Origin of the sequence: Donghicola mangrovi, from assembly GCF_013377535.1 — a bacterium.
GTDB classification, from domain to species: domain Bacteria; phylum Pseudomonadota; class Alphaproteobacteria; order Rhodobacterales; family Rhodobacteraceae; genus Donghicola; species Donghicola mangrovi.
Genome location: NZ_JABCJE010000003.1, coordinates 358,454 through 383,549, shown reverse-complemented (window position 1 = coordinate 383,549; position 25,096 = coordinate 358,454). Strand labels below are relative to the sequence as shown.

Annotated in this window: 22 protein-coding genes and 1 tRNA gene; 11 read left to right on the top strand and 12 right to left on the bottom strand. The window is 62.9% G+C overall.

The genetic code is table 11. The features are described from left to right. Positions 1-146: 146 nt before the first annotated feature. From HJ536_RS09785 to pdxH, 10 genes are all read right to left on the bottom strand, one after another. Positions 147-704, bottom strand: a complete 558-nt coding sequence (locus tag HJ536_RS09785; RefSeq protein ID WP_177157561.1) for a PqiC family protein — start codon at positions 702-704, stop codon at positions 147-149. 2 nt (positions 705-706) lie between these two features. Beyond that, positions 707-2,809 (bottom strand): MlaD family protein, encoded by a 2,103-nt coding sequence (locus HJ536_RS09780; protein ID WP_177157560.1) that lies wholly within the window; start codon positions 2,807-2,809, stop codon positions 707-709. Further along, positions 2,802-3,461, bottom strand: coding sequence for a paraquat-inducible protein A (locus HJ536_RS09775; RefSeq protein WP_177157559.1), 660 nt, complete (start codon positions 3,459-3,461; stop codon positions 2,802-2,804). The genes HJ536_RS09780 and HJ536_RS09775 overlap by 8 nt, the downstream gene beginning before the upstream one ends. Next, positions 3,458-4,081, bottom strand: a complete 624-nt coding sequence (locus HJ536_RS09770; RefSeq protein ID WP_176853309.1) for a paraquat-inducible protein A — start codon at positions 4,079-4,081, stop codon at positions 3,458-3,460. The genes HJ536_RS09775 and HJ536_RS09770 overlap by 4 nt, the downstream gene beginning before the upstream one ends. Positions 4,082-4,392: 311 nt before the next feature. Then, entirely contained in the window at positions 4,393-4,656 is a 264-nt protein-coding gene (locus HJ536_RS09765) for a hypothetical protein (RefSeq protein ID WP_176853310.1), read from the bottom strand. Between the two features lie 135 nt (positions 4,657-4,791). Continuing rightward, complete coding sequence (locus HJ536_RS09760) at positions 4,792-8,430, bottom strand: vitamin B12-dependent ribonucleotide reductase (protein ID WP_177157558.1); 3,639 nt, start codon at positions 8,428-8,430, stop codon at positions 4,792-4,794. Between the two features lie 617 nt (positions 8,431-9,047). Beyond that, positions 9,048-9,124, bottom strand: a tRNA-Pro gene (locus tag HJ536_RS09755). Positions 9,125-9,174: 50 nt separating this feature from the next. Then, the gene (locus HJ536_RS09750) at positions 9,175-9,642 is read right to left on the bottom strand and encodes a DUF192 domain-containing protein (RefSeq protein WP_176853312.1); all 468 of its coding nucleotides are present in this window, start codon (positions 9,640-9,642) and stop codon (positions 9,175-9,177) included. Next, positions 9,639-10,172, bottom strand: a complete 534-nt coding sequence (locus tag HJ536_RS09745) for a cold shock domain-containing protein (protein ID WP_176853313.1) — start codon at positions 10,170-10,172, stop codon at positions 9,639-9,641. Before HJ536_RS09745 ends, HJ536_RS09750 begins: the two co-directional genes overlap by 4 nt. A gap of 123 nt (positions 10,173-10,295) precedes the next feature. Next, positions 10,296-10,910: a pyridoxamine 5'-phosphate oxidase gene (pdxH, locus tag HJ536_RS09740; RefSeq protein WP_177157557.1), complete on the bottom strand. Its 615-nt coding sequence runs from the start codon at positions 10,908-10,910 to the stop codon at positions 10,296-10,298. A 109-nt stretch (positions 10,911-11,019) separates the two neighbouring features. Between pdxH and fabI the strand changes: the two genes are divergently transcribed. The 5 genes from fabI (at position 11,020) to trpE (ending at position 16,558) form a co-directional block, all read left to right on the top strand. After that, on the top strand, positions 11,020-11,826 hold the full coding sequence (fabI, locus tag HJ536_RS09735; protein WP_177157556.1) for an enoyl-ACP reductase FabI: 807 nt from the start codon (positions 11,020-11,022) through the stop codon (positions 11,824-11,826). A 1-nt stretch (position 11,827) separates the two neighbouring features. Continuing rightward, positions 11,828-12,439, top strand: coding sequence for a LysE family translocator (locus HJ536_RS09730; RefSeq protein WP_176853316.1), 612 nt, complete (start codon positions 11,828-11,830; stop codon positions 12,437-12,439). A gap of 13 nt (positions 12,440-12,452) precedes the next feature. Further along, positions 12,453-12,953 carry a xanthine phosphoribosyltransferase gene (gene gpt / locus HJ536_RS09725; protein WP_176853317.1) on the top strand — a complete coding sequence of 167 codons (501 nt, stop codon included), beginning with the start codon at positions 12,453-12,455 and terminating at the stop codon, positions 12,951-12,953. Between the two features lie 236 nt (positions 12,954-13,189). Next, positions 13,190-15,034, top strand: a complete 1,845-nt coding sequence (locus tag HJ536_RS09720) for a peptidyl-prolyl cis-trans isomerase (protein WP_177157555.1) — start codon at positions 13,190-13,192, stop codon at positions 15,032-15,034. Positions 15,035-15,049: 15 nt separating this feature from the next. Further along, positions 15,050-16,558, top strand: a complete 1,509-nt coding sequence (trpE, locus tag HJ536_RS09715; RefSeq protein WP_177157554.1) for an anthranilate synthase component I — start codon at positions 15,050-15,052, stop codon at positions 16,556-16,558. Between the two features lie 92 nt (positions 16,559-16,650). Here the strand turns inward: trpE and HJ536_RS09710 are convergent, their stop codons facing one another. Further along, a complete protein-coding gene (locus tag HJ536_RS09710; RefSeq protein WP_177157553.1) occupies positions 16,651-17,982 on the bottom strand; it encodes a divergent polysaccharide deacetylase family protein in 1,332 nt (443 codons plus the stop codon). 168 nt (positions 17,983-18,150) lie between these two features. Here HJ536_RS09710 and HJ536_RS09705 point away from each other — a divergent pair, with 168 nt between their 5' ends. The 6 genes from HJ536_RS09705 (at position 18,151) to lexA (ending at position 22,965) form a co-directional block, all read left to right on the top strand. Next, positions 18,151-18,732, top strand: a complete 582-nt coding sequence (locus HJ536_RS09705) for an anthranilate synthase component II (protein WP_176853321.1) — start codon at positions 18,151-18,153, stop codon at positions 18,730-18,732. Beyond that, complete coding sequence (gene trpD / locus HJ536_RS09700; RefSeq protein ID WP_177157552.1) at positions 18,729-19,748, top strand: anthranilate phosphoribosyltransferase; 1,020 nt, start codon at positions 18,729-18,731, stop codon at positions 19,746-19,748. The genes HJ536_RS09705 and trpD overlap by 4 nt, the downstream gene beginning before the upstream one ends. Then, a complete protein-coding gene (trpC, locus tag HJ536_RS09695) occupies positions 19,745-20,557 on the top strand; it encodes an indole-3-glycerol phosphate synthase TrpC (RefSeq protein WP_177157551.1) in 813 nt (270 codons plus the stop codon). The genes trpD and trpC overlap by 4 nt, the downstream gene beginning before the upstream one ends. Continuing rightward, positions 20,557-21,033 carry a cyclic pyranopterin monophosphate synthase MoaC gene (moaC, locus tag HJ536_RS09690; protein WP_176853324.1) on the top strand — a complete coding sequence of 159 codons (477 nt, stop codon included), beginning with the start codon at positions 20,557-20,559 and terminating at the stop codon, positions 21,031-21,033. The genes trpC and moaC overlap by 1 nt, the downstream gene beginning before the upstream one ends. Further along, positions 21,030-22,202 (top strand): molybdopterin molybdotransferase MoeA, encoded by a 1,173-nt coding sequence (locus HJ536_RS09685; RefSeq protein WP_177157550.1) that lies wholly within the window; start codon positions 21,030-21,032, stop codon positions 22,200-22,202. Before moaC ends, HJ536_RS09685 begins: the two co-directional genes overlap by 4 nt. A gap of 70 nt (positions 22,203-22,272) precedes the next feature. Next, positions 22,273-22,965 (top strand): transcriptional repressor LexA, encoded by a 693-nt coding sequence (lexA, locus tag HJ536_RS09680; protein ID WP_177157549.1) that lies wholly within the window; start codon positions 22,273-22,275, stop codon positions 22,963-22,965. On the opposite strand, the gene HJ536_RS09675 is transcribed toward lexA, so the two are convergent. Continuing rightward, positions 22,959-25,031: a ComEC/Rec2 family competence protein gene (locus HJ536_RS09675; RefSeq protein WP_338082426.1), complete on the bottom strand. Its 2,073-nt coding sequence runs from the start codon at positions 25,029-25,031 to the stop codon at positions 22,959-22,961. The two genes, lexA and HJ536_RS09675, sit on opposite strands and share 7 nt — an antisense overlap. Positions 25,032-25,096 lie beyond the last annotated feature (65 nt).

Below are 25,096 nucleotides of genomic sequence, written 5' to 3'. Positions count from 1 at the left end.
GTTTGGGCCAGAGAATCCGCAAGTGTTCGCGAATTGAGGATGAAATAGGCGTAGCGCCTAACATGCGTGCGGCGCAGCCAATCTGAGGTATCGCTGCGCCGTGAAATAGGGTTGTTTCCTACCCAGATGGCTAGGAGAATTTGATTTTACAGCGCCTTTTGAGCGATATCGGCAGCCAGTTTGGCCACAGCGCCCGCTCGGGCCGCCGCGATCTGGGCCGGACCATAGGGGGCGGCAACTGGCTCTTGGATGTCGAACAGAACCGATTTATCGCGGCCCCGCCCTTCGCTATCGACGACGAAATACTGGCCGGTCAGCTGGAACCGATTGTCCGCCCGCCCCAGCATTTCGGTAAAGCGCACATCCACGCGGCCCGCTGCATAGGCGTCGAAGGGCCACGGTTCGGGGGCCACGGTCGCGCCGGTGATCTGCGACAGATGACGGGCCAGCGCCATGGTCACCGAGCGCGCCGGATCATCCGCCCACAGCAGGCTGTCGCCGCTCTTGATCGTGCCATCGGTGTTCTGCGAGGCGATCTCTTCTTCGCTGGCATAGGTCGGCAGGCTGACCAGCCGCATCTCGAGCGAGGGGAAGCTGGTGCGCACGCTCACGTCGCTGGTCACCTCGGGGGTGGACAGGCGGGTTTCGGGGCCAGAGCAAGCAGCCAGCGCGGCCAGAGCGAGGATCGGTAAAGCTTTCATCATTATCAGCGTCCCAGAATAAGCGAGTTCGGTTTGCGTTCCAGCGTGCTGGCCAGACCGTCGATGGCGCGGGCGGCCTCGGTCAGGGCGCGCAGGGCGGTGCGCGCGTCGCGGTTCAATTGCGAATTGCCGTCATAGCCGCTGAGCGTGGCTTGCGCCTGCCCCAGCAGTTTGTTCAAGCGGTCCACCAGCGCGGGCAGATCATCGGTCGCGCGGGCCACAGCGTTGGCCGCATCGCTGGCCGACTGAAGCGTGGTGTTGACGTTCGCGACCGTGCCGCCTTCGCGCAGGTCTTTCAGGACCAAGGCGACCTCTTGGAGGGTGGCGGACAGATCGGCGGGCAGTTGGCGCGCTTGGGGCGTATCGATCAGGCGGTCCACCGATTGCATCAGCGCGGACAAATCCCCCGACAGCTGATCCACCGGCACGGTTTCCAGCTTGGCCACCACAGCGTTCACCCGTTCCAACAGCTCTGGCACCCCGTCGATCGAGGCGTTGGCCTTGTCCACGGTGCCTTGCAGGCTTTTCAGGGTGTCGGACAGGGTCACGACCATCTGCGCCTCGTTGATTTGGGTCAGGGTCGCGTTCAGCTCGGTCGCCACGCCGCCCAACTGGGTCAAGAGGGTGTTCAGCTGTTCCGGCACGGCCTGCACCTGCTCTGATCCCACCAGCCCGCGGATGTCGCCAAGCAGGGCGCGGATGTCCTTGGGGGTGGACTGGGTGTCCTCGTTCGCGACCAGCGCCGTGGCGCCGTTCAGGAAGTCGATGGCGCTTTGCAGCAGCTCCTCGATCGGCAGGTTGTTCACGCGGTTGAACATATCCTCGGCGGTCGCGGCCACGTCGGTCAGCTCTGGCGGCGCGGTCGGGAAGACGGGATAGGGCTGCGCGGTCTGGTCCAGAACGGCCTCGGGCGCTTCGGGCATAGTGACCAGATCAACCTTGAGGCCCCCAGTCAGAATTGAGGCATTGGTCAGGCGGGCGCGCATCCCCTCTTTGACGCTTTCGGACAGGAATTCCAGCGGGTCCATGCCATCCTCGGCCAGCCCCAGACGTTCGGGCTGTAGGGCCATCGTGGCCAGCAGGCGCACGCGGTTGTCGCCAAAGCGTTCGGGGTCCACCAGACCGGTCAGGTTGGTGATCCGGCCCACACGCAGGCCCGACAGTTCCACGGGCGCATCGGGGCGCAGGCCCGACACGTTGTTGTCAAACACCAGCGTCAGCTCGATCTCGGGGCCGGCCTCGCGGGCGAACAGGCTGGCGCGGGCGGTCTCTTCGTCGTCGAACAGGTCATAGCGGTCGCCATCCTTGGCGCGCACGCCGCCAGACGCCGCAGTGTCGAACGTGATCCCCCCCGCAATCAGCGAAGAAATGGTTTCGAAATCTACTGACGCCCCGTCCGGCCCGAAACTGAGCGAGAAGCCTGACGTGTTCCAGAACCGCGTGGTCGAAGTGATCAGCTTGTCATAGGGCGCAAAAATCACGGCATCCGCCAGAACGGTCTGGCCATCCTCGGAGATGCGGGCGTCGCCCATCTCGCCGACCTCGATCCCGTGGTACAGGATCGGAGAGTTCGCCTCGATGCTATCCTCGCCCACGGCGCGCATGGTCAGGCGCAGGCCCTCTTGGCCCGATGCCAGCAGCGGGGCGGCGTCCTGACCGGTGAAGTGGTCCTGTTCGTCGCCGATGGTGTTGTCCCACTCGCCCTCGATAAAGACGCCGGACAGCACGGTATCCAGTCCGGTCACGCCGCGGGTGGTCACCTCGGGGCGGACGACCCAGAACAGGGCGTCATTGTCCACATAGGGCGCTACATCCTTGTCCAGACGGACGGAAACGCGGACGTTCTTCATGTCGCCTTCCAGTCCGACCTTCTCGACCAGACCGACGGTGACATCACGGAACTTCAACTCTGTCTCGCCCGCGCGCACACCCGAGGCGTTGGCAAAGGTGATCTCGATCAGCGGGCCGCGGGAATTCCAGTGGTTCCACGCGATGGCCAGCGCAATCGCCAGCGCCCCCAAGGGCACCAGCCACACGATAGAGGCCCGTTCCACCAAGCTCTGGCGGGCGGGTTCGACGGTGACAGCGGGCGTATCAGGTTCACTCACGATGGGTCTCTTTCGTTACGGGGGCGTCAGGGGCGGTGTCGGAGTCCCAGATCATCCGGCTGTCAAAGCTCTGGGCTGACAGCATGGTAAAGATCACCGACAGGGCAAAGGTCAGCGCCGCTGGCCCCGGAGAGATTTGAGCCGCCACATTCAACTGCACCAGCGCAGACAGAATGGCGACCACGAAAACGTCGATCATGGACCAGCGTCCGATGTATTCGACCAGTTCATACAGGTGCTGGCGGCGATGGGCCGACAGCCGCGCCTGCCGGTTCACCGACAGCGCAAGATAGGCAATGGCCCCGAACTTCGCGACCGGAATCCCGACCGAGGCAATCAGGATGATCAGCGCCACCGGAATATCCCCGTGGTGGATCAGCTCGAACGCGCCCTCGACGATGGTAGACTCGGTTTCGGCGACCAGCGTTCGGGTGCGCAGCATGGGTTCCAGATTGGCGGGGATATAGGCCATCAGCGCCGCCACCCACCAAGCCCAGACCCGCTGCAACGATTTGGTGTCCCGCGACTGAAGGACATGGCTGCAGCGGTCACACTTGGCGCCCTCGTCCTGCATCGACCAGACGGCCCCGCAGCGGGTACAGGCCAAGAGGCCACAGTCACGGGCGGACCGGATATCGGGGTGATCGCTCATGCCTTGCGTTTCTCCAGCGCGGTCCAGACGGACCAGCGGCACATCATGTTGTCCTGTAGCAGAACCACGATCACCAGTACGCCCATCATCCAGAAGGCCGACCCCAGATGGACCTGCGCAAGGGCGGACACCTTGACCAGCGCAACCCCGCAACCCAGCACGAATATCTCGGCCATGGACCAAGGCTTCAGCGCCTCGAACAGGCGAAAGGCGCGGGTGGCCCCCGGCGCGGGCGGGCGCCCCATCACCATCGGAGCCAGCACATAAAGCGTCAGCACCATGCGCATCATCGGCACCAGCACGATCAGCGCCCCCACCGCCAGTGACAGCACAAAGAGCGGCCCGTCAGAAAAGGCCAGCACAGCATCCATCACCGAGGTCTCGTTATGGAAACCCGCGCGGCTGATTTGAAGGAACGGCAGGAACAGCGCCGCGATCACCAGAATAAGGTTGGTCACCGACAGCGCCAGAATGCGGATAAAGGCGTTGCGGCGCGGCGCGATCAGCACGGTACGGCAACGGGTGCAGACGGCGCGCTCGCCGAACTGGGGCTGCTTTTGCACAAACAGCGCATCACAATGGGGGCACACGATGTATCCCGAATGTTGTGGATGCGGCATCCCGAAATCCTTGACCATACACACCTGTTAACAGGTGTCCCTATACTTGTCATTGCAATGCAGCAAAACAAGTCAGGGTCGGTTAATCAATGCGACCAACGCCCTGCCCCACCCGCCGCAAAGAAAAAGGGGGTGCCGAAGCACCCCCAAGGTTCGCGAAACCGGGCTCATTATATTACCGCCCGTTTGAGTTTTTGCCTGCGTCCCGTTTCGCGTGTAGGAGCGAACGCATCCGCTCCGGAACGCTGTGGTGTGGGTCGTTGCCCTAACCGCAGATGCCATTCAAAGGCTCTTGCGGACTCTGTTTGTTCTCAGTGCAATACCCGGCGCGAGGCCGCATTGACCGAGAACGTCGCGGTGCACGCACCGCCGCCGTTGGTAAAGTAATCAAGCACCGAATAGGTCACTGCCATCCGGCCACCATCATCGCTGAGCAGAACAACCATGCGGTCGTCCAGTGCCTCGGCCAGAAAGCCTTCGGCGTCAGCGGCGAATTCGGCCTCGATGGTGTTGCCGCGCATTTCCACGCGCTCTGCAACACAGGCATGTCCGGCGATATCAAAAACCAACTGCATCTGTCTCTTCTTTCATGGGGTCGATCAGCGCCGACCCTCACCCTGTTGTTTCTTACGCAAGGCCCCCCGTGGGTGCCCTGCCCTTTTGCCTCTTCATCACACCCGCGCGGCGGGGCGATCAGAGCGCCCCTGCGGTTAACTGCATCCGCTTGTCGCGCCGCAGGTGTTACACTTCATGCAGGTGCCGTTGCGGACGAGAGTGTAATTCCCACAATCACCGCAGGCTTCGCCTTCGTAGCCCTGCATCTTTGCCTTTGCCCGTGCGTCGATTCCCCCAGCCGGGGCTGAGTCGGACTCTGACACCAGAGTTGTAAGGGCTTGAAGTGACTCAGTTTTGGAGTCAACGGATTCGCTGTGGATATGTCCGCCTGTTTGCAATGCAACCAGATCTGCGGGGACCCGTTTACGTAGATAACCGGTCGAACTGATCTGGCGCAGCACGTGCAGCGGGTCGTTTCCACGGCTGTTCGGCACCTCGCGGAAGTTCTTCTGGCCCTGCTCGTCGTTGCGATGCAGATCGTCGAAAGACGCGCCTTGGGGCTTGATATGCGCCAGATCGGTGCGATCCAGATAGCTGACCGCCAGCTCGCGGAAGATGTAGTCCAGGATCGAGGTCGCGTTCTTGATGCTGTCGTTGCCCTGCACCAACCCCGAGGGTTCGAACTTGGTAAAGGTGAAGGCATCCACGAACTCTTCCAGCGGCACGCCGTATTGCAGACCGACCGACACCGCGATGGCAAAGTTGTTCATCATCGCGCGGAAGCCGGCACCCTCTTTGTGCATGTCGATGAAGATCTCGCCCAAGGAGCCGTCGCCATATTCACCGGTCCGCAGGTACACCTTGTGACCGCCCACGACGGCTTTCTGGGTGTAGCCCTTGCGGCGCTCGGGCAGCTTGGTGCGCTGGGTGCGGGCGATTTCCTTGACGATGACCTTCTCGACGATCTTCTCGGCGATGAAGGCGACCTTTTCCTGTGGGGTGCCGGTTTCCAGCACCTCTGCGGCCTCGTCATCATCCTCGACCAGCGCGGCGGCCAAAGGCTGGCTCAGCTTCGAGCCGTCACGGTAAAGCGCGTTCGCCTTGACCCCCAGTTCCCACGATAGCTCGTAGGCCTTCTGGCAGTCCTCGATGGTGGCGTCGTTGGGCATGTTCACGGTCTTGGAGATCGCACCCGAGATAAAGCTTTGCGCGGCGGCCATCATGCGGATGTGGCTTTCGACGCTCAGGTAACGCTTGCCCTTCTTGCCGCAGGGGTTGGCGCAGTCGAACACGTTCAGGTGCTCGGGCTTCAGGTGCGGCGCACCCTCCAGCGTCATGGTCCCGCAGACGTGATCGTTGGCGGCATCAATCTCGGCTTTGGTGTAGCCAAGGTGGCGCAGCAGGTCGAAGGTCGGGTCCACCAGCTTGGGCGCGGGAATACCCAGCACGTCCTTGCAGAAGGTTTCCCCCAGCGTCCACTGATTGAACACGAAGCGGATGTCGAAGGCCGTTTCCAGCGCGGTCTCGATCTTTTCCAGCTCTGCATTGCCAAAGCCGTGGCCGATCAGGCTGGTGTGGTTCACGCCCGGCGCGTTGCCAAGGCTGCCGTGACCGACCGCATAGGCGATGATCTCTTCGATCTGGGCAGAGCTATAGCCCAGCTTTTCCAGCGCGCTGGGAACCGAGCGGTTGATGATCTTGAAGTAGCCGCCACCGGCCAACTTCTTGAATTTCACCAGCGCGAAGTCGGGCTCGATGCCGGTGGTGTCGCAGTCCATAACCAGACCGATGGTGCCCGTGGGCGCGATCACCGTGGCCTGCGCGTTGCGGTATCCGTGCTGCTCCCCAAGGCGCAGAGCCTCGTCCCAGCAGGCGGCCGCGATGGCGGTCAGGCGCGGATCGGGGCAGTTGGCGATGTCCAGCGGGATCGGCTTGACGGCCAGCGCCTCGTAGCCGTCGGCATTGCCGTGGGCCGCGTTGCGGTGGTTGCGGATGACCCGCAGCATGTGCGCCGCGTTGCGCTGATAGCCGGGGAAGGTCCCCAACTCGCCCGCCACCTCGGCCGAGGTCGCATAGGCCACGCCGGTCATGATCGCGGTCAGGCTGGCAGCCATCGCACGCCCTTCGGCACTGTCATAGCCCAGACCCATCTGCATCAGCAGACCGCCAATGTTGGCATAGCCCAGACCCAAGGTGCGGAAGTCATAGGACAGCTGCGCGATTTCCTTGGACGGGAACTGCGCCATCATCACGCTGATCTCCAGCGTCAGGGTCCACAGACGCGAGGCGTGCATGTAGTTTTCGACCTGGAACTGACCGTCCTTGTAGAACTGCAGCAGGTTCATCGACGCGAGGTTACACGCGGTATCGTCAAGGAACATGTATTCCGAGCACGGGTTCGAGCCGCGGATCTGCCCGTCCTCGGGGCAAGTGTGCCACGCGTTGACCGTGTCGTGGTACTGGATGCCCGGATCGGCGCAGGCCCAAGCTGCGTGACCGATCTGCTCCCACAGGTCGCGGGCTTTGATGGTCTTGGCGACTTTGCCATCAGTGCGGCGCAGCAGTTCCCAATCCGCATCATCCTTGACCGCCTGCAGGAAGGCATCAGTCACACGGACCGAGTTATTCGAGTTCTGGCCGGACACGCTGGCATAAGCCTCGCTGTCCCAATCGGTGTTGTAGGTCGGGAATTCGATGCTGGTGTAGCCCTGCTTGGCATAGTCCAGCACGCGCTTCACATAGGTCTCGGGGATCGCGTTCCGTTTGGCACCGCGAATGGCGGCCTTCAGCGCGTCATTTTTTGCCGGATCAACAGCGTCCTCGGTGCAGCCATCCCACTGGCGGATAGCTGCAAAAATCTCGTTCAGCCGGGCCTCGTGCATCTTGGAGCCGGCGACGATGCTGGCAACCTTCTGCTCTTCCTTGACCTTCCAGTTGATGAATTCCTCGATATCGGGGTGATCGGCGTCACAGATCACCATCTTGGCCGCGCGGCGAGTGGTGCCGCCCGACTTGATCGCGCCAGCCGCACGGTCGCCGATCTTGAGGAAGCCCATCAGGCCCGACGATTTGCCGCCGCCCGACAGCTTCTCGCCCTCGCCGCGCAGGCTGCTGAAGTTGGTGCCGGTGCCCGAGCCGTATTTGAAAAGACGCGCCTCGCGGACCCACAGGTCCATGATGCCGCCTTCGTTCACCAGATCATCGCTGACCGACTGGATAAAGCAGGCATGGGGCTGCGGATGTTCATAGGCCGAGTTCGACTTGACCAGCTTTCCGGTCTGGTAATCGACGTAGAAGTGCCCCTGGCTGGGGCCGTCGATGCCGTACGCCCAATGCAGGCCGGTGTTGAACCACTGGGGGCTGTTCGGCGCGGCCATCTGGCGGGCCAGCATATAGCGCATCTCGTCGAAATAGGTCTGCGCGTCCTCTTCGGTGGTAAAGTACCCACCCTTCCAGCCCCAATAGGTCCAGGCGCCCGCCAGACGGTCAAACACCTGCTTGGCGCTGGTCTCGCCGCCCATTTCGGCGCCCTCTGCGGGGACCGAGCGCCACAGGAATTCCGGCACGCCCTTTTCGCGCACGGGCTTGGTTGCCGAAGGCACGCCCGCCTTACGGAAGTATTTCTGGGCAATCACATCGCTGGCGACCTGGCTCCACTTGGCCGGGACCTCCACTTCGTCGAGTTTGAACACCACAGTCCCGTCAGGGTTGCGGATCTCGGAAGTAGTAAGCACGAATTCCAGCTCGGCATAGGCGTCCTGTCCGGCTTTGGTGAATTTGCGTTCGATCTTCATGTGGTGCCCCGTCTCCGGCAAAATCTAGTCGTCCCGCCAAATTGGCAGGCTTCGGCGCAAGGCCGCTCTGTTACGTTTTTTATTGGCTTTCGCGTGGTTTCCCGATTCCCAAAGACCCGGAATCGCCCACAGTGCCTGTCCGCCTCACTGCCACCAAATGTAGTGCGACTTGTGATTGCCACCACAATCTGGCGTAGGGACAACTACATGGTCAACGGATTTTTTACCGACCTATTTCCACATTTAGGGTTGCATCGCAGGCCGTTTTCACAGGCCCGTGAAGGGCGGTGATTCATGCAACCGTTAATCCCCAGTTAGGCAAAATAGTAACGAATTCAATTTTCCCTTAATTCACGCAGGATTACGCAGGTGGCCTTAAAGTTATCCCCAATTTGCGCAAAAGACGGACAACTTAAACGCGCTCCCAAAAGGATAGTTTTGTTAACCGGATGATAGATCGATGTAGGGGAAATGTTACCCGCCTCACTTGCGGACTCGGCATTTGTGGCAAGGCCAAAGGTTAACAAATGGCTTTGTTTTGTTAACGCTTTCCAAAAGTGACTGCGAATCCAGCAGTATCATTTTGGAATCAGTGAAACGGCAAATTGTGGTGAAAGTGGTCGGGGAGGCGAGATTCGAACTCACGGCCTTCTGTACCCAAAACAGACGCGCTACCAGGCTGCGCTACACCCCGACTTGCCCCTTCCTAGTCCGAAGAAACGACAAAGAAAAGAGCGATTTGGATTATTTTGCGCTGCAAGGCCACGCAGCCTCTGCCCCAAAGGCGGAATGCTGCAATTGGGTGCCCACAGTGATCCCCATCGCGTGCGACAGGCCACCGTTGATTTCTAGCACAGCGAGACGCGGCCCCGTCGAGCGGATCGGTGTCTCATCCAATGGGCGGGCGTTTTCGTGAACTTCTTGTACGGTGCCAGTGGCATCAACATACAGTAGGTCCAGCGGGATCAGCGTATTGCGCATCCAGAACGACACAGGCTGCGCGCGGTCATAGACGAACAGCATCCCGTGCGAAGATGGCATATGCTCACGATGCATCAGACCCAGCGACCGCTCGGCGTCATCATCGGCAATTTCGATTGAGAAGGATGCGGTGCCCCAGTCGCCACGCAGGTTCACCCGCGAGTCAGAGCACTCTGCAAAGAGCGGGCCAGCGAGAACACTCAGGAAAACGGCCCAACCCAGATTTTTCATTCAGCAGTCGATCTCATCGCTGCTTCCCATGCGCAGACTTCGGTCGCCATGCGGCCGCGCTTGCCTTCGATCACCCGCAGGCCCACGGCCTCGCCGGGTTGCAGGTCCGCCAGACCGGAGCGGCGCAGAACCTCGATGTGCACGAACACATCTTCGGGGCGGCCCCAGACGTTGGCAAAGCCAAAGCCCTTGCCCTTGTCGAACCACTTCACCCGTGCAGGAACCAGCTCGGCAGAGGCGATCACTTCGGGGTCCATTTCCTCGAAGTCGGCCAAGGCGACGGCGCTTGCGGTGCTCGGGGGCTCGATCGCCAACACGGCAACCGCCTGAACCCCACGCTGCGTCTCTTGCGCGAGGATCTCGATGCCCGCGCCATCTGCAACTGAACTCTGACCAAAGTTACGCAGGACATTTGCATGAAGCAGAATATCTGCTCCGCCCTCGTGTGCTACGACAAAGCCAAACCCCTTGGCAGGATCGAACCATTTCACGTGGCCTACAACGCGACGGCCACTCTTTTCTCCGTTCACAGCATCATTTCCAAAAATTTCCCCAACGCCATCAGTTGTGATGCGGGTTCTTGTAACATGCAACCCCAAAGATTTTGCACAAATGTCGTAGCAACAGACTGTTTTTTGTATCGCAGTCGATTTTCAGGGATTTAGTCGCGAAACCGACCATTTTTCGTTTAAATTGTCGCGTTTCCATTGGAATCGGTCATGCAAACGGAAGGCCCCGTCTGCCCAAAATTCGATCTCTAAAGGATTGATTCGGAACCCACCCCAGTATGGCGGACGGGCAGGATTCGGACCCTTCAAAGCAGTTACCTTTGCAACTTCTGCCATCAGTGCCCCACGGGTCGCCAACGGGCGCGACTGCTGCGAGGCCCACGCCCCCAGACGGCTCTTTAGCGAGCGTGACGCATAGTAGGCATCCGCCTGCGGACCATCTTCGCGCTCGACCAGACCGCGGACGCGGATCTGACGGCGCAGGCTTTTCCAGTGCATGACAAAGGCGGCCTTGCCGGTGGCGGCGATCTCCTGGCCCTTGGCGCTCTCGTAGTTGGTATAGAAGACGAAGGCGGCGGGTTCGATTTCCTTCAGCAGGACCATCCGCACGTTCGGCAGCCCGTCCGCATCGGCAGTGGCCAAGGCGATGGCGTTCGGGTCGTTGATCTCGGTCCCTTCGGCCTCGGTCAGCCAGCGCTGCGCAATCTCGAACGGATCATCCCCCGCGAAAATTCCGCTGCGGTGTTCCTGATCATCCATGGTCTATCCCTTCACCCACACGTGTTCACGTCCTAGTAGTGCCTTGATGCACACTCGCCAATCGCCTAAACGACATCAACAATCCAAAGATTTGAGCGGGGGATACCTCATGTCAACAGCACTGATGGCCGGCAAGCGTGGCCTGATTATGGGCCTGGCGAACGACAAGTCGATCGCATGGGGCATTGCCCAGGCTTGCGCAGACGCAGGCGCGGAACTGGCGTTCTCCTATCAGGGCGAGGCGCTACTGAAGCGCGTGCAGCCTCTGGCCGAACAACTGGGCTCGAACATTGTCCTGCCCTGCGACGTGAATGACGAGGCCTCGATCGACGCCCTCTTCGCCGAGCTCGAAGCAAAATGGGGTAAGCTGGACTTTGTAGTCCACGCCATCGGCTTCTCGGACAAGAACGAGCTGCGCGGCCGTTACGTGGACACCACCCGCGGCAACTTCACCATGACCATGGACATCTCGGTCTATTCCTTCACCGCTGTCATGCAGCGCGCGGAAAAGCTGATGACCGAAGGCGGCAGCGCCGTGACCCTGACCTACTACGGTGCAGAGCAGGTGATGCCCCACTACAACGTCATGGGCGTGGCCAAAGCCGCTCTGGAAGCCTCGGTCATGTATCTGGCCGAAGACCTGGGCAAGAAGAACATCCGCGTCAACGCCATCAGCGCCGGCCCGATCAAGACGCTGGCCGCCAGCGGCATCGGCGATTTCCGCTACATCATGAAGTGGAACGAGTACAACTCGCCCCTGCGCCGCAACGTGACCATCGAGGATGTGGGCAAGTCGGCCCTGTACCTCCTGTCCGATCTGGGCAGCGGCGTGACCGGTGAAAACCTGCACGTCGATGCGGGCTACCACGTTGTCGGCATGAAGGCAGTCGACGCGCCCGATATCTCCAAGGGCTGATATGCTCTCGGTTTTGCTCTCTGTGTTCGCGGTCCATCTTGTGGCCGCGATGAGCCCCGGCCCGGCCGTCCTCATGACGGCGCGGGTCGCAATGCTTCGGGGGATGGCATCCGCTGTCGCCCTGAGCATCGGGATCGCACTGGGGGCCTGTGTGTGGGCCGCAGCGGCCCTCTTGGGTCTGGCCACACTGTTCGAGATCGCCCCCAAGCTGCTGATCGCCCTCAAAGTGATCGGCGCGACCTACCTGATCTGGTGCGCCTACAAGATGTGGCGCGGCGCGCGCGAACCGCTCGACGTCGGCACCGTCAAGGCCCCCAAAATCTCGCCCCTACGCGCGGTCATCCTCGGGGTCACCACCCAGCTGGCCAACCCCAAACCGGCGGTTTTCTTTGGCGCGGTCTTTGTCTCGGTCGTTCCGCACGATGTTGACGTAACGACGCTTCTGGCAATTCTTTTGATTGTCTTTTGCAACGAAGCGATCTGGAATATCTTCGTCGCTCGTCTGTTTTCACTTGAACGGACCCGCGCCGGATACATGCGCCTCAAGACACCGGTGGATCGGGTGCTTGGTGGCCTCTTGGCCGCGCTGGGTCTCAAGATCGCCACGACCTGAAGGATAACAAGAAATGACCGAACGCCTGCCCCACGAAAAAGGCTTCCACGTCAGCTGGGATCAACTGCACCGTGACGCCCGCGCTCTGGCGTGGCGCCTGCAAAGCGATGCCCCCGAAGAGGGTTTCAAGGCCGTCGTCGCCATCACCCGCGGCGGCATGGCCCCCGCGATGATCGTCGCGCGCGAACTCGACATCCGCACCGTCGATACGATCAGCGTCAAAAGCTACAACCACCAGACCCAGTCCGCCCCTACGGTGATCAAGTCCCCCGACATGGACATCATCGGCGACGGCACCGGCATTCTGGTGGTCGATGACCTCGTCGACACCGGCAAAACCCTCGAGGCCGTCCGCGCCCTCATGCCCAAGGCCCGCATCGCCACCGTCTACGCCAAGCCGATGGGCCGCCCGCAGGTCGACACCTTTGTCACCGAGGTCAGCCAGGACACCTGGATCTTCTTCCCGTGGGACATGGCGCTCCAATACGTCGAGCCCTACCGCGGCAAAGACTAAAGACCGCAAGGGCGCCCACCGCAGGCGCCCTTTTCTTTTGCCCCTTCATCTTGGCGCGAAATACCCTCGGGGGTGAATTGGCGCCCCGCGCCAAGAGGGGGCAGACAGCCCCCTTCCCCCGACCAAGGCACAACCACCCCTCCCATTTGCGTGCCCACATAACACCACCGCTTGCGGCCCGCCCTATGCTTGCTTAGACAGTGGCGGACACAAACACTTCAAGGAGGGGGCACATCATGGCAAAATCCGGCAAAGGCTCCAAGATCGTTGTCTGGGCTCTGGTGGGCGGGCTTGTCGCCGGCCTCGGCGGCTTTGGCGTGACCAACTTCGGCAGCTCGCTCGGCAATGTGGGCAGCGTGGGCAAAACCCCCATCCCCGTTGACGCCTATGCCCGCGCCCTGCGCGGCGAGCTGGACGCGCTCTCGGCCCAGATGGGCACCACAGTCAGCTTTGCGGATGCAGCCCAGATGGGCATCGAACAGCGCGCGCTGGGTCAGGTCGTGGTCGGTGCCACCCTCGATAACGAAACCGGTCGCATCGGCGTATCGGTCGGCGACAAATCCGTGGCCGAGCAGATCATGGACATCCCCGCCTTCAAAGGGACCAGCGGCAAGTTCGACCGCGAGACCTACAAGTTCGCGCTGGACCGCGCGGGCCTGAACGAAAGCGAGTTCGAGGATCAACTGCGCCGCGAAAGCGCCCGCACCTTCCTGCAAGGTGCCGTTGCCGGTGCGGTGAAGCCCTCTCAGGACTACATCAACACCCTGCTGACATATATTGGCCAGCAGCGCGACGTCACCTACATCGTCCTGAACACCAAGGACATGCCCACCGACCAGCCCCTGCCCACGGACGCGCAGGTCGAGGCCTTCTATCAGGAACACATCGCCGACTTCACCCTGCCAGAGCGTAAGGCGATCACCTATATCGAGATGACCCCCTCTATGCTGGCGGACTCGGTCGAGGTAGATCAGGCCATGCTCCAGCAGGCCTATGACGACAACAAAGACAAATACTACACCCCCGAGCGCCGACTGGTCGAACGTCTGGTCTATCCCGACGCCGAAACCGCCGCCGCCGCCAAAACCCGTCTGGACGCAGGCGAAGTCACCTTCGAGGAACTGGCCAAAGAACGCGGTCTGGAACTGGCGGATCTGGATCTGGGGGACGTTTCTCTGGATGATCTGGACAGCGCAGGCGAAACCGTTTTCGCGGCTGCGGCTGACACCGTTGTCGGCCCCCTCGACAGCAATTTCGGCCCTGCCCTGTTCCGTGTGAACGCCGTCCTGCCCGAGCAGGTCACCACCTTCGAAGAAGCCGAGCCCGAACTGCGCGAGGAATTCGCCATCGACCGCGCCCGCCGCGTGATCGAGCAAAAGGCCGAAGAGCTGAACGACATGCTCGCCGCCGGTGCGACCCTCGAAGAGCTGGCCTCGGAAACCGAAGCCAAGGTTGGCACCATCGAATACTATGACGGCCTGACCAGCGACATCGCCGGCTACCCCGAGTTCCGCGACATCGCGGGCGCTCTGTCGAACGAGGATTTCCCCGAAATCCACCAGCTGAACGATGGCGGCATCTTTGCGGCCCGCGTTGACGGCACGCTCGAACCCACCCCCCGCCCGCTGGACGAGGTTCGCGACGAAGTGGTTCTGGCATGGCAAACCGCCGAAATGCAGGCGCTGCTCCGCGCCGAGGCCGAGACCGTGAAAGCCGCGCTGGAAGCCAACAACATGGCCACCCTCGACGCCTACACGATCGAGACCGCTCAGCATGTGGGCCGCGGCCAGATGCTGCCGAACACCCCTGCGGTCCTGAACGCACATATCTTTGAAATGGAGCAAGACGCGATCGATCTGGTGGACGGCGAAGAGAAAATCGCGATCGTCCGTCTGGATGGCGTCTCGGACCCCGACATGGAGTCCGAAGAAGTTGTGCAGATGCGCGGCTTCCTCGAACAGCAGGCTGCCTCGCAAACCGCCGAGGCCCTGTTTCAGGCCTATCTGACTGCTCTGCGTGATGATGCGGGCGTGCAGCTGAACCAGACCGCCATGAACGCGGTCAAAGCCCAGTTCCAATAAGAAAGGTCCGCAGCCGTGGCTCTGACCCCCGATTTTGACAGTTTTGCACAGGCCTACGAGGCCGGAGAGCATCAGGTCGTTTACACCCGCCTCGCCGCTGACCTCGACACGCCTGTGTCGCTGATGATGAAGCTGGCAGGCGACGCCCCCGACGCGTTCGTTCTGGAATCCGTGACCGGCGGCGAAGTGCGCGGCCGCTATTCGATCATCGGCATGAAGCCCGATATCATCTGGGAATGCCGTGGCACCGCCTCGCGGATCAACCGCCACGCCCGTTTCGACCCCACCGCATGGGACGACCAGTCCGAGGCTCCGCTGGAGGCGCTGCGCAACCTGATCGCGGAATCGCGCATCGACCTGCCCGAGGATCTGCCCGCGGCCTCTGCCGGCCTGTTCGGCTACTTGGGCTACGACATGATCCGTCTGGTCGAGCATCTGCCCAACGTGAACCCCGATCCGCTGGGTCTGCCCGACGCGCGTCTGATGCGTCCTACCGTAATCGCCGTTCTGGACGGCGTGAAGGGCGAGGTAACGCTGGTCAGCCCCGCTTGGGTCACCCCCGGGATGACCGCCCGCGCAGCCTATGCCCAAGCCGCCGAGCGCGTGATGGACGCCCTGCGCGATCTGGACCGCCCCGCCCACGCCCCCCGCGATCTGGGAGAGGCGCAGCAACTGGGTGAGCCGGTCTCGAACTTTACCAAAGAGGGCTATTTCGCCGCCGTCGAAAAGGCCAAGGAATACATCCGCGCCGGTGACATCTTTCAGGTGGTGCCGTCCCAGCGCTGGACGCAGGATTTCCCCCTGCCGCCGTTTGCGCTTTACCGCAGCCTGCGCCGCACGAACCCCTCGCCGTTCATGTTCTACTTCAACTTCGGCGGTTTCCAGGTGGTTGGCGCCTCGCCCGAGATTCTGGTGCGCGTGTTCGACAAGCAGGTCACCATCCGCCCGATCGCAGGCACCCGTCCCCGTGGCGAGACCCCCGAAGAGGACAATGCGCTCGAGGCCGATCTGCTGGCCGACAAGAAGGAACTGGCAGAGCACCTGATGCTGCTGGATCTGGGCCGCAACGATACTGGCAAGGTGTCCAAGATCGGCACCGTTAAGCCCACCGAAGAGTTCATCGTCGAGCGTTACAGCCACGTGATGCACATCGTCTCGAACGTGATTGGTGAGCTGGCCGATGATCAGGACGCCCTGTCGGCGCTGATGTCGGGGATGCCTGCGGGCACTGTTTCGGGTGCGCCCAAGGTCCGCGCGATGGAGATCATCGACGAGCTGGAGCCCGAGAAGCGCGGCGTTTACGCGGGCGGTCTGGGGTATTTCAGTGCCAATGGGGATATGGACATGTGTATCGCCCTGCGCACCGCCATCGTGAAGGACAAAAAGCTTTATATTCAAGCGGGTGGCGGGGTCGTCTATGACTCTGACCCCGAGGCGGAATATCAGGAGACAGTCAACAAATCCAAGGCGATCAAGCGTGCAGCAGAGGATGCGGCGCGGTTCGCCGGTGGTTCTAACCGCTGAGGGGGTTGGGGGCACTGCCCCCGCCCTGCGGGCTCCCCCGGAGTATTTGGGCAAGAAGAAACTAAGGGCGGGCTTTTGTGGCCCGCCCATTTTTATTTGTCTGCCTGCTGTTTCAGGATGGCTGATGCGGGGGCCAGAGAGACCTGGCTGGCGCGGTCCTGAAGGGCCCAGATCAAGAGGGCCGACAGGGTTTCGGGCCGCAGGCGGGTCAGGACGACGACGCCGTCTTCGCTCTGGCGGGCGCGGAAGGCCGCGTTGTCGAGGAAGCGGCGGATCACGTCGGCGTTCTGGTCCTTGCCATCCAGATCGCGGAAGATGGCGGCGGCGGGCACGCCCTCTTTGACGGCGACTTTCTGGGCAGTGTTCAGGCCCTTGGGCTGCAGGACGAGGCCGTAGCCGCTGTCGGACAGGACGGCGGTGACCTGATCGGTCAGGGCGCGGCTTTGCTGGAGGGACCCGTCGTCCGCCTCGAGAAAGCCGATGGTTTCGGGCAGCGCGTCGAAGATCGCGCCGAGGGCGATTTCCGCATCCGCAGGACGGGCGCCTTGGGGGAAGCTGGCGGTGGCGAGGATTTCGAAACCAGCGGCACGGTAGGCGTCCATGCGTTCACGGGCATCGGGGGCCAGTGCGTCGATCGCGATGGTCACCGGATAGGGGAAATCGCGCAGGACCTCCGGGCCGAGGGCGCTGTTGGGCGTATCCAGCACGATGATCGACATCATCGGACGATCCTCGGGGTTCGAGAAATCGGTCGAGAAGACATCGAGCGGCTTGTCGCCCTGAGGCAGCAGCGCCTCGGCTTCGGCCTCGGCGGCGCGGCGGTTGTCGATCAGGTTGCCTGCGGGCTCGGAGAGGCCGGGTTCGGGGGTGATGGTGTCCATGTCGATGGTTTCGGGCTGCACGGGGGGCAGCTCGGGGGCGACGTCGGACACGATGGGGGCCGGAGCCTCGGCATGTTCGGGCTCGGTGACGGGGGCTGCGGGTTCGGGCAGCGCGTCCGCCTCGGTGGTGTCGGGCATTTCGGCCTGCTCTGGGGCGGCCTCGGGCAGCGGCGCCGGTTCGGGCTCGGTCGCAGGCACGGATTCGGCGGTCAGGTCCTCGGGGGCCTCGGGCGCGTCAGAGGGTTCGGGCGCCGCATCGGGGGTGATTTCGGCGACGGGCGCTTCGACCTCGGGGGCCGGTGCGGGCTGATCGGGGGCTTCGCCGACCTCGGGCACGGGCACAACGGGGGTTTCGGGCGCTTCGGGCGCGGGTTCAGCGGCCGGTTCGGGAGCGGTTTCAGGCGCAGGTTCTGTCAGGGCAGCGGGCGCTTGCGGAAGATTTGCCGACGGTTCGGGCGCTTCGGACAACAAAGAGACCGTCACAGCCCCTGCCACGGACACCACTGTGCCCCAGATTACACCGTTCCAAAATCCGCCTGCCAACTGCCCTACTCCGTCCTGTTTCCCGCATTAGCGGTGCGACTGTCCCCCCCTGCAAGGGGAAATCCATCGGTTAATGCCCGGTCGCGCCCTTGACGCCGCTTGCCAAGCCTGAACATGTATACCGCGACCCGCATCCGGGGCTCTACCCATTTATTCGAAGGTTCGCCCATGCTTCTGCTGATCGATAACTATGACAGCTTTACTTACAATCTGGTACACTATCTAGGCGAGTTGGGCGCTGATGTTGTCGTCAAGCGGAATGATGCGCTCGATGTGCAACAGGCTATGGCGTTGAAACCCGCGGGGATTCTGCTGTCGCCCGGACCCTGCGATCCCGATCAGGCTGGTATTTGTCTGGCCCTGACGGCGGCGGCTGCGGAAACCAAGACCCCCCTGATGGGCGTCTGCTTGGGCCACCAGACCATTGGTCAGGCTTTTGGCGGGAATGTGGTCCGCTGCCACGAGATTGTGCACGGCAAGATGGGCACCATGCATCACACCGGTAAGGGGCTGTTCGCCGGACTGCCCTCGCCCTTTGAGGCAACGCGCTATCATTCGCTGGTTGTGGATCGGGCGACCCTGCCCGACTGTCTGGAAGTGACCGCCGAGCTATCGGACGGCACCATCATGGGTCTGCAGCACAAAGAGCTGCCGATTCACGGCGTCCAGTTCCACCCCGAGTCGATTGCCAGCCAGCACGGTCACGCGCTGCTGAAAAACTTCCTGAACGAAATGAAGGTGCCCGCATGAGTGACGCGATCAAGCCCCTGATCTATGCCGCATCCGAAGGCCCCCTGAGCCGCTCTCAGGCCAATGAGGCGTTCAATATCCTGTTCGAGGGCGAAGCGACCCCCGCGCAGGTCGGTGGCTTGCTAATGGCGATGCGCGCCCGTGGCGAGTCGGTGTCCGAATACGCCGCCGCCGCTGCTGCCATGCGCGCCCGCTGCGTACCGGTGACCGCGCCCGAGGGGGCGATGGACATCGTGGGCACCGGTGGTGACGGCATGGGCACCCTGAACATCAGCACCGCGACCGCGTTCGTCGTGGCTGGCGCTGGCGTTCCCGTGGCGAAACATGGCAACCGCAAGCTGTCGTCCTTGGCCGGTGCCGCGGACGCGCTGGGTGTTCTGGGGATCGAGGTTATGGTTGCCGCCGACGTGGTCGAGCGTGCGCTGGCCGAAGCGAATATCGGCTTCCTGATGGCCCCCATGCACCATCCAGTGATGAAACACGTCATGGGCGTGCGCACCGAGTTGGGCTGCAAGACGATCTTCAACATCCTTGGCCCGCTGACCAACCCCGCTGGGGTCAAGCGCCAGCTGACCGGCGCCTTTGCGATCGACTTGATCCACCCGATGGCCGAGACCCTGCAGCAGCTTGGCTCTGAAAAGGCGTGGCTAGTCCATGGCTCGGACGGCACCGACGAGATAGCGATCACCGGCACCACCGCCGTGGCCGCGCTGGAGAATGGCGCAATCCACACCCGCGAAATCCACCCCGAGGATGCTGGCCTGCCGGTGCACCGCCTCAAGGATATCCTTGGCGGCACTCCCGAGGAAAACGGTCAGGCCATGCTGAACCTGTTCAGGGGCGAAGCGGGCGCGTATCGTGACGCGGTTCTGCTGAACGCGGCCGCCGCGCTGGTCGTGGCCGACAAGGCATCCGACCTGAAAGAAGGGGTCGCCATCGCGGCCGAAAGCATCGACAGTGGTGCAGCCATCAAGGCCGTGGAAACGCTGGCCAAAATCACTTCGGGGGCAGCATGAGCGGGACCATCCTAGACAAGATCAAAGCCTACAAGCTGGAAGAGGTCGCCGCCGACAAAGCCGCCCGTTCGCTGGCCGAGGTCGAGGCCGCCGCCCGTGATGCAGGCCCCGTGCGCCCCTTTGCCGACAGCCTGATGAAGGCATCCCGCGAAGGGTACGGCCTGATCGCCGAGGTAAAAAAGGCCAGCCCCTCCAAGGGTCTGATCCGCGCCGATTTCGATCCCGCGACTTTGGCCAAGGCCTATGAGGATGGCGGCGCGACCTGTCTGTCGGTGCTGACCGACACACCCAGCTTCCAAGGGGCAAAGGAATTCCTGGTTCAGGCACGAGAGGCCACCAGCCTGCCCGCCCTGCGCAAGGACTTCATGTACGACACCTATCAGGTGGCCGAAGCGCGCGCGCTGGGGGCCGACTGTATCCTGATCATCATGGCCTCTGTCAGCGATGCGCAGGCGCAGGAACTGGAAGACGCGGCCTTTGGCTGGGGCATGTCCGTTCTGATCGAGGTCCACGACCAAGAGGAACTGGAACGCGCCACCGCGCTGAAGTCCCCTCTGATGGGCATCAACAACCGCAACCTCAAGACCTTTGAAACCACCTTGGACACCACCAAGACGCTGGCGAAACTGGTCCCTGCGGATCGCCTGATCGTGTCGGAATCGGGTCTGTTCACCCCCGAGGATCTGGCCGACATCGCCCGCTATGGCGCCCGCACCTTCCTGATCGGCGAAAGCCTGATGCGCAAGGACGACGTGGCCACCGCCACCCGCGATCTGCTGGCAAATCCCCTGACTTCCGGAGCGCTGTAATGACCGGCCTGACCCATTTCAACGAAGCGGGCCAGGCCCACATGGTCGACGTGTCCGACAAGGCCGTCACCAGCCGCATCGCCACCGCCAAGGGCTGGGTCCGCATGGCCCCCGCCACCATGGAGATGATCGCAGACGGCGGCGCCAAAAAGGGCGACGTTTTGGGCATCGCCCGCCTTGCCGGGATCATGGGCTGCAAAAAGACGCCCGAGTTGATCCCACTGTGCCACCCGCTGCCGATCACCAAGGTCTCGGTCGATCTGGAAATCGACACCGACCTGCCCGGCGTGCAGATCACCGCAACCGTCAAGACCACCGGCCAGACCGGCGTCGAGATGGAGGCCCTGACCGCCGTTAGCACCGCCGCGCTGACCGTCTATGACATGGTCAAGGCGGTCGATAAGTACATGGAAATCGGCGGTATTCGTGTGACGCTGAAAGACGGCGGCAAATCCGGAAGGATCGAGGCAGAATGATCCCCGTCGCAGAGGCTCTTGACCGCTTGTTCGCGCTGGTTCGGCCTCTGGAGGCCGAGGACGTTGCTTTGACCGATTGCGCGGGCCGCGTGTTGGCCCGCACAGTGAAGGCCCGCCGCACCCAGCCGCCCTTTGCCGCGTCCGCGATGGATGGCTACGCGGTGGTCGGCGATCTGGTCGCCCCCGGCGCAAAGTTCACCGTGATCGGAGAGGCCGCCGCAGGCCATGCCTTTGACGGCGTGGTGGCCTTGGGTCAGGCAGTGCGGATTTTCACCGGCGCGCCGATCCCCTCGGGGGCCAGCCACGTGGTGATCCAAGAGGATGTCGAGCGCACCGGCGACACCATCACCCTGAAGGACAATCTGGACAGCGGATCGAACATCCGCCCCGCTGGCGGCGATTTCGTCGAAGGAGCCGAACTGGCCGGCCCGCGCCGCCTGTCCCCCGCCCATATCGCGCTGGCGGCGGCGATGAACCTGCCCAAGCTGCCCGTCACCCGCCGCCCCATCGTGGCGATCATGGCCACCGGAAACGAGCTGGTCATGCCCGGCGAAACGCCCAAAGACGACCAGATCATCGCCAGCAATAACTTTGGCCTAAAGGCGCTGCTGGAATCGCGCGGGGCCGAAGTGCGTATGCTGCCCATCGCCCGCGACACCCACGAAGCGTTGCGTCTGGGCTTTGATCTGGCCCGCGGGGCCGATCTGGTGGTGACTATCGGCGGCGCGTCGGTCGGCGACCATGATCTGGTTGCGCCTGTGGCCGCCGATCTGGGAATGGAAACCAGTTTCTACAAAATCGCAATGCGTCCGGGCAAACCGCTGATGGCGGGCAAATTGGGCGACATGGCGATGGTCGGCCTGCCCGGTAACCCTGTTTCGGCGCTGGTCTGCGGCCAGATTTTCCTGTGCCCGTTGATCGACGTGATGCTCGGCCTGCCCGCTGCGGCGGCGCCCCGCCTGACCGCGCGGCTGGCTGCGCCCTTGGCCGCGAACGGCCCCCGAGAGCATTACATGCGCGCACGGGTCGAGGCAGGCGAAATCAACGCTTACGACAATCAGGATTCGTCGCTGCTGGGGATACTGGCGGATGCCAACGCGCTCTTGGTGCGCCCCGTCCGCGACCCCGCCCAAGATATCGGGGCCACGGTCGAATATATCGCAATTTAGCGGTCCCAATTGACACAAAACGGGAACACAGGTAGAACAAACCCTAGATATTGATTGTCCGGGGGCACCGATGCTGACCAAAAAGCAGAAAGATTTGCTGGAATTCATTCACGAGCGGGTACAGCGCGACGGCGTGCCGCCCTCGTTCGACGAGATGAAAGAGGCACTGGATCTGCGCTCCAAGTCCGGCATTCACCGCCTGATCACGGCGTTGGAGGAACGCGGGTTCATCCGCCGCATGGCACACCGCGCCCGCGCCATCGAGATTGTGAAACTGCCCGATGCGATGGGCGGCTTCGTCCCCAAGGTTATTCAGGGCGACAAACCGGCCCCCGCGCCCGCCCCTGCCCCGCGCGGTATTCCTGTTGAGCGTGGCGACGTGGCCGAACTGCCGCTGATGGGCCGCATCGCCGCCGGTGTCCCGATCGAGGCGATTGGTGACGGTGACACCAGCGTGGCCGTGCCGGGCATGATGTTGCGCAGCCGCGGGAACCACTATGCCCTAGAGGTGCGCGGGGACTCGATGATCGAGGCTGGTATCAACGACGGCGATCTGGTCATCATCGAGGAGACCGAGAGCGTCAAGAACGGCGACATCGTCGTTGCTCAGGTCGAGGGGTATGAAGCCACCCTGAAAACCTATCGCAAGAACGGCAGCTCCATCGCGCTCGAGGCTGCAAACCCCGACTACGAGACCCGCGTGTTCCGCGAGGGTCAGGTGGAAATCCAGGGCCGCCTTGTGGGCCTGATCCGCAGCTACTGATCTGCTTGGGGCCCGTGATCGGGCCCTTTTCTTTGGCGGGTGTTCCAGAGCCGGTCGCCGGTGATGTCCCGAGACGACGTGATCTGCAGGTCCCCGCCCGTGATGCGGAATGCGAGGGCACCGCTATGGCGCAAATCTTCGGCGGTGGTGATTTTGCAGTCTCCTTTGGCGATGTCCTGCGGCCGGGGCTGATCGGAAATGATCCAGACCTTTCCGGTGCAGGTTTCGATCCCATTGGCCTCCCTTCGACCCCGCAGCGACACAATCCGCCACTCCCCCGCCTGCCATTCCAGCAAACCGTCCGCATTCCGCTGCCAACCCTCTCGCGCGGCGGCAGAGGGCTGGTCCGCTGGATCGCCGTCATTCTCGAGCCAGACCTGAGCGACAAAGCCCGCGCCCTTGGGTTGGCTCAGCACGCGCCCTTCGCCGCCGAGGATACCCACCAGTCTGCCATCGTCGGACACCAATCCCTCTGGCCGGTTCACCGATTGCCACAAGGCAACCGCCACCACGAAAAGGAGGCCTCCGGCCAATCGGGTGCGCCCTTGCCAAAGGCACAGGATCAGGCCACCGGCGGTCACGACTGCAAAACTGGCAACGTCCGGGGATGGCACCGGCGTTACCGCCGAGGGCAGCCCCGAAACACCTGAGGCCACTGCAAGCACCCAGTCGATCCCCCAGCCCATGGGCACAAAGCCGATCCACTCAAGCCCGAATGGCATCAGGCATACGCCCAATATTCCAGCGGGCATGATCAGCGTGCCCATCAGGGGGGTCGCCAGAAGGTTCGCCACCAAGCCGTAATCGGTCAGACGATTGAAATGCGCCGCTGCAAATGGGGCGGTCGCGGCGCCTGCCATGGCCGAGGACAGGACGGTCATAAGGATCACGCGCAGGACCTTGGACGGGATGCGCTGTTGGAGGGGGCGCATGACCTCAAAGCCCGCGATCAGGCCGGTGGTGGCGGCAAAGGACATCTGGAACCCCGGCCCGACCAACGCGTGGGGTTGCAGCACCAGCAGGACCAGCGCGGCCATCGCGACAGAGCGCAGGCTAATCACCTGCCGATCGGCCAGCACCGCGCACAGGCCCACAGCCACCATGACAAAGGCGCGCTGGGTCGCCACGCTGGCCCCAGAGATTGCCAGATAGGCCGCCGCACAGATCAACGCGGCGACGGCGGTAATTTTCTTGGTGGGCAGGTAGAGCGCCCATGCGGGCACCAATACCAAGAGGCGCCGCACCAGCCCGTAGACCAGCCCCGCCAAGAGCCCCATGTGTAGGCCCGAAATCGCCAGCAGGTGCGCCAGATTGCTGTCCCGCAAGGCCGCCACGGTTTCCGGGGCCACACCGGAACGGTCTCCGGCCAGAAGGGCGGCGGCGACCTCGCCGGTCTGGCCGTGGATGGCGCGCCTGATCCGCGCGACCAGATCGCGGCGCAGGCCGGTCAGGGCCATTTCCTCGGGGGCGTCATACAGCAAAAGCGCGGGGTTGCGGGTGTAGCCCACTCCGCCAAGTCGCTCGAACCACGCGTGGCGCTGGAAGTCGAACCCACCGGGCTCGACCGGACCCGAGGGGGGCGAGAGGTGGGCGGTCATCATCACGGTTTGGCCCAAGGCGGGCTGGAGCCAGTCTTGGGGGCCGTGCAGGGAGACGCGGACGGTGGCGGGCGCGGCGCGGCGGTCCAAGACCACTTGGTCCAGCAGCAACCGCGGCGCGCCTGTGCCGGAGCGGTCAATCTCGATGATCCGGCCCTGAAGGGGGCCGTAGTAGCGGCCGGACAGAACGGGGGCGGCCTTGGCCCGCGCCTCGGCCCCGGCCAAGGCGTACCCGCTGGCAACCAGCGCCGCGGCGATCACCAGCGGCCCCCAGTAAATCCCCAGCCACCGCCCCGCCAGCACCAAAGGCAGTGCCGCACAGGCGCTGGTCCACAAGAGCCACATGGGCGGCTCGAACGGCAGCGCAAAGTACAGCGCCACCCCCAGCCCCAGAAAAACCGGTGTCCAATGGAACAGATGGCCCTGCTGTTTCAGCCAGACCGCGTTGATTGCCGCTAGCGCACGCACTCTTGCCACACAAATTTGGGGTCGATAGACACGGGGCAAACGCTGCACGAACTTTCCTAAGCAAA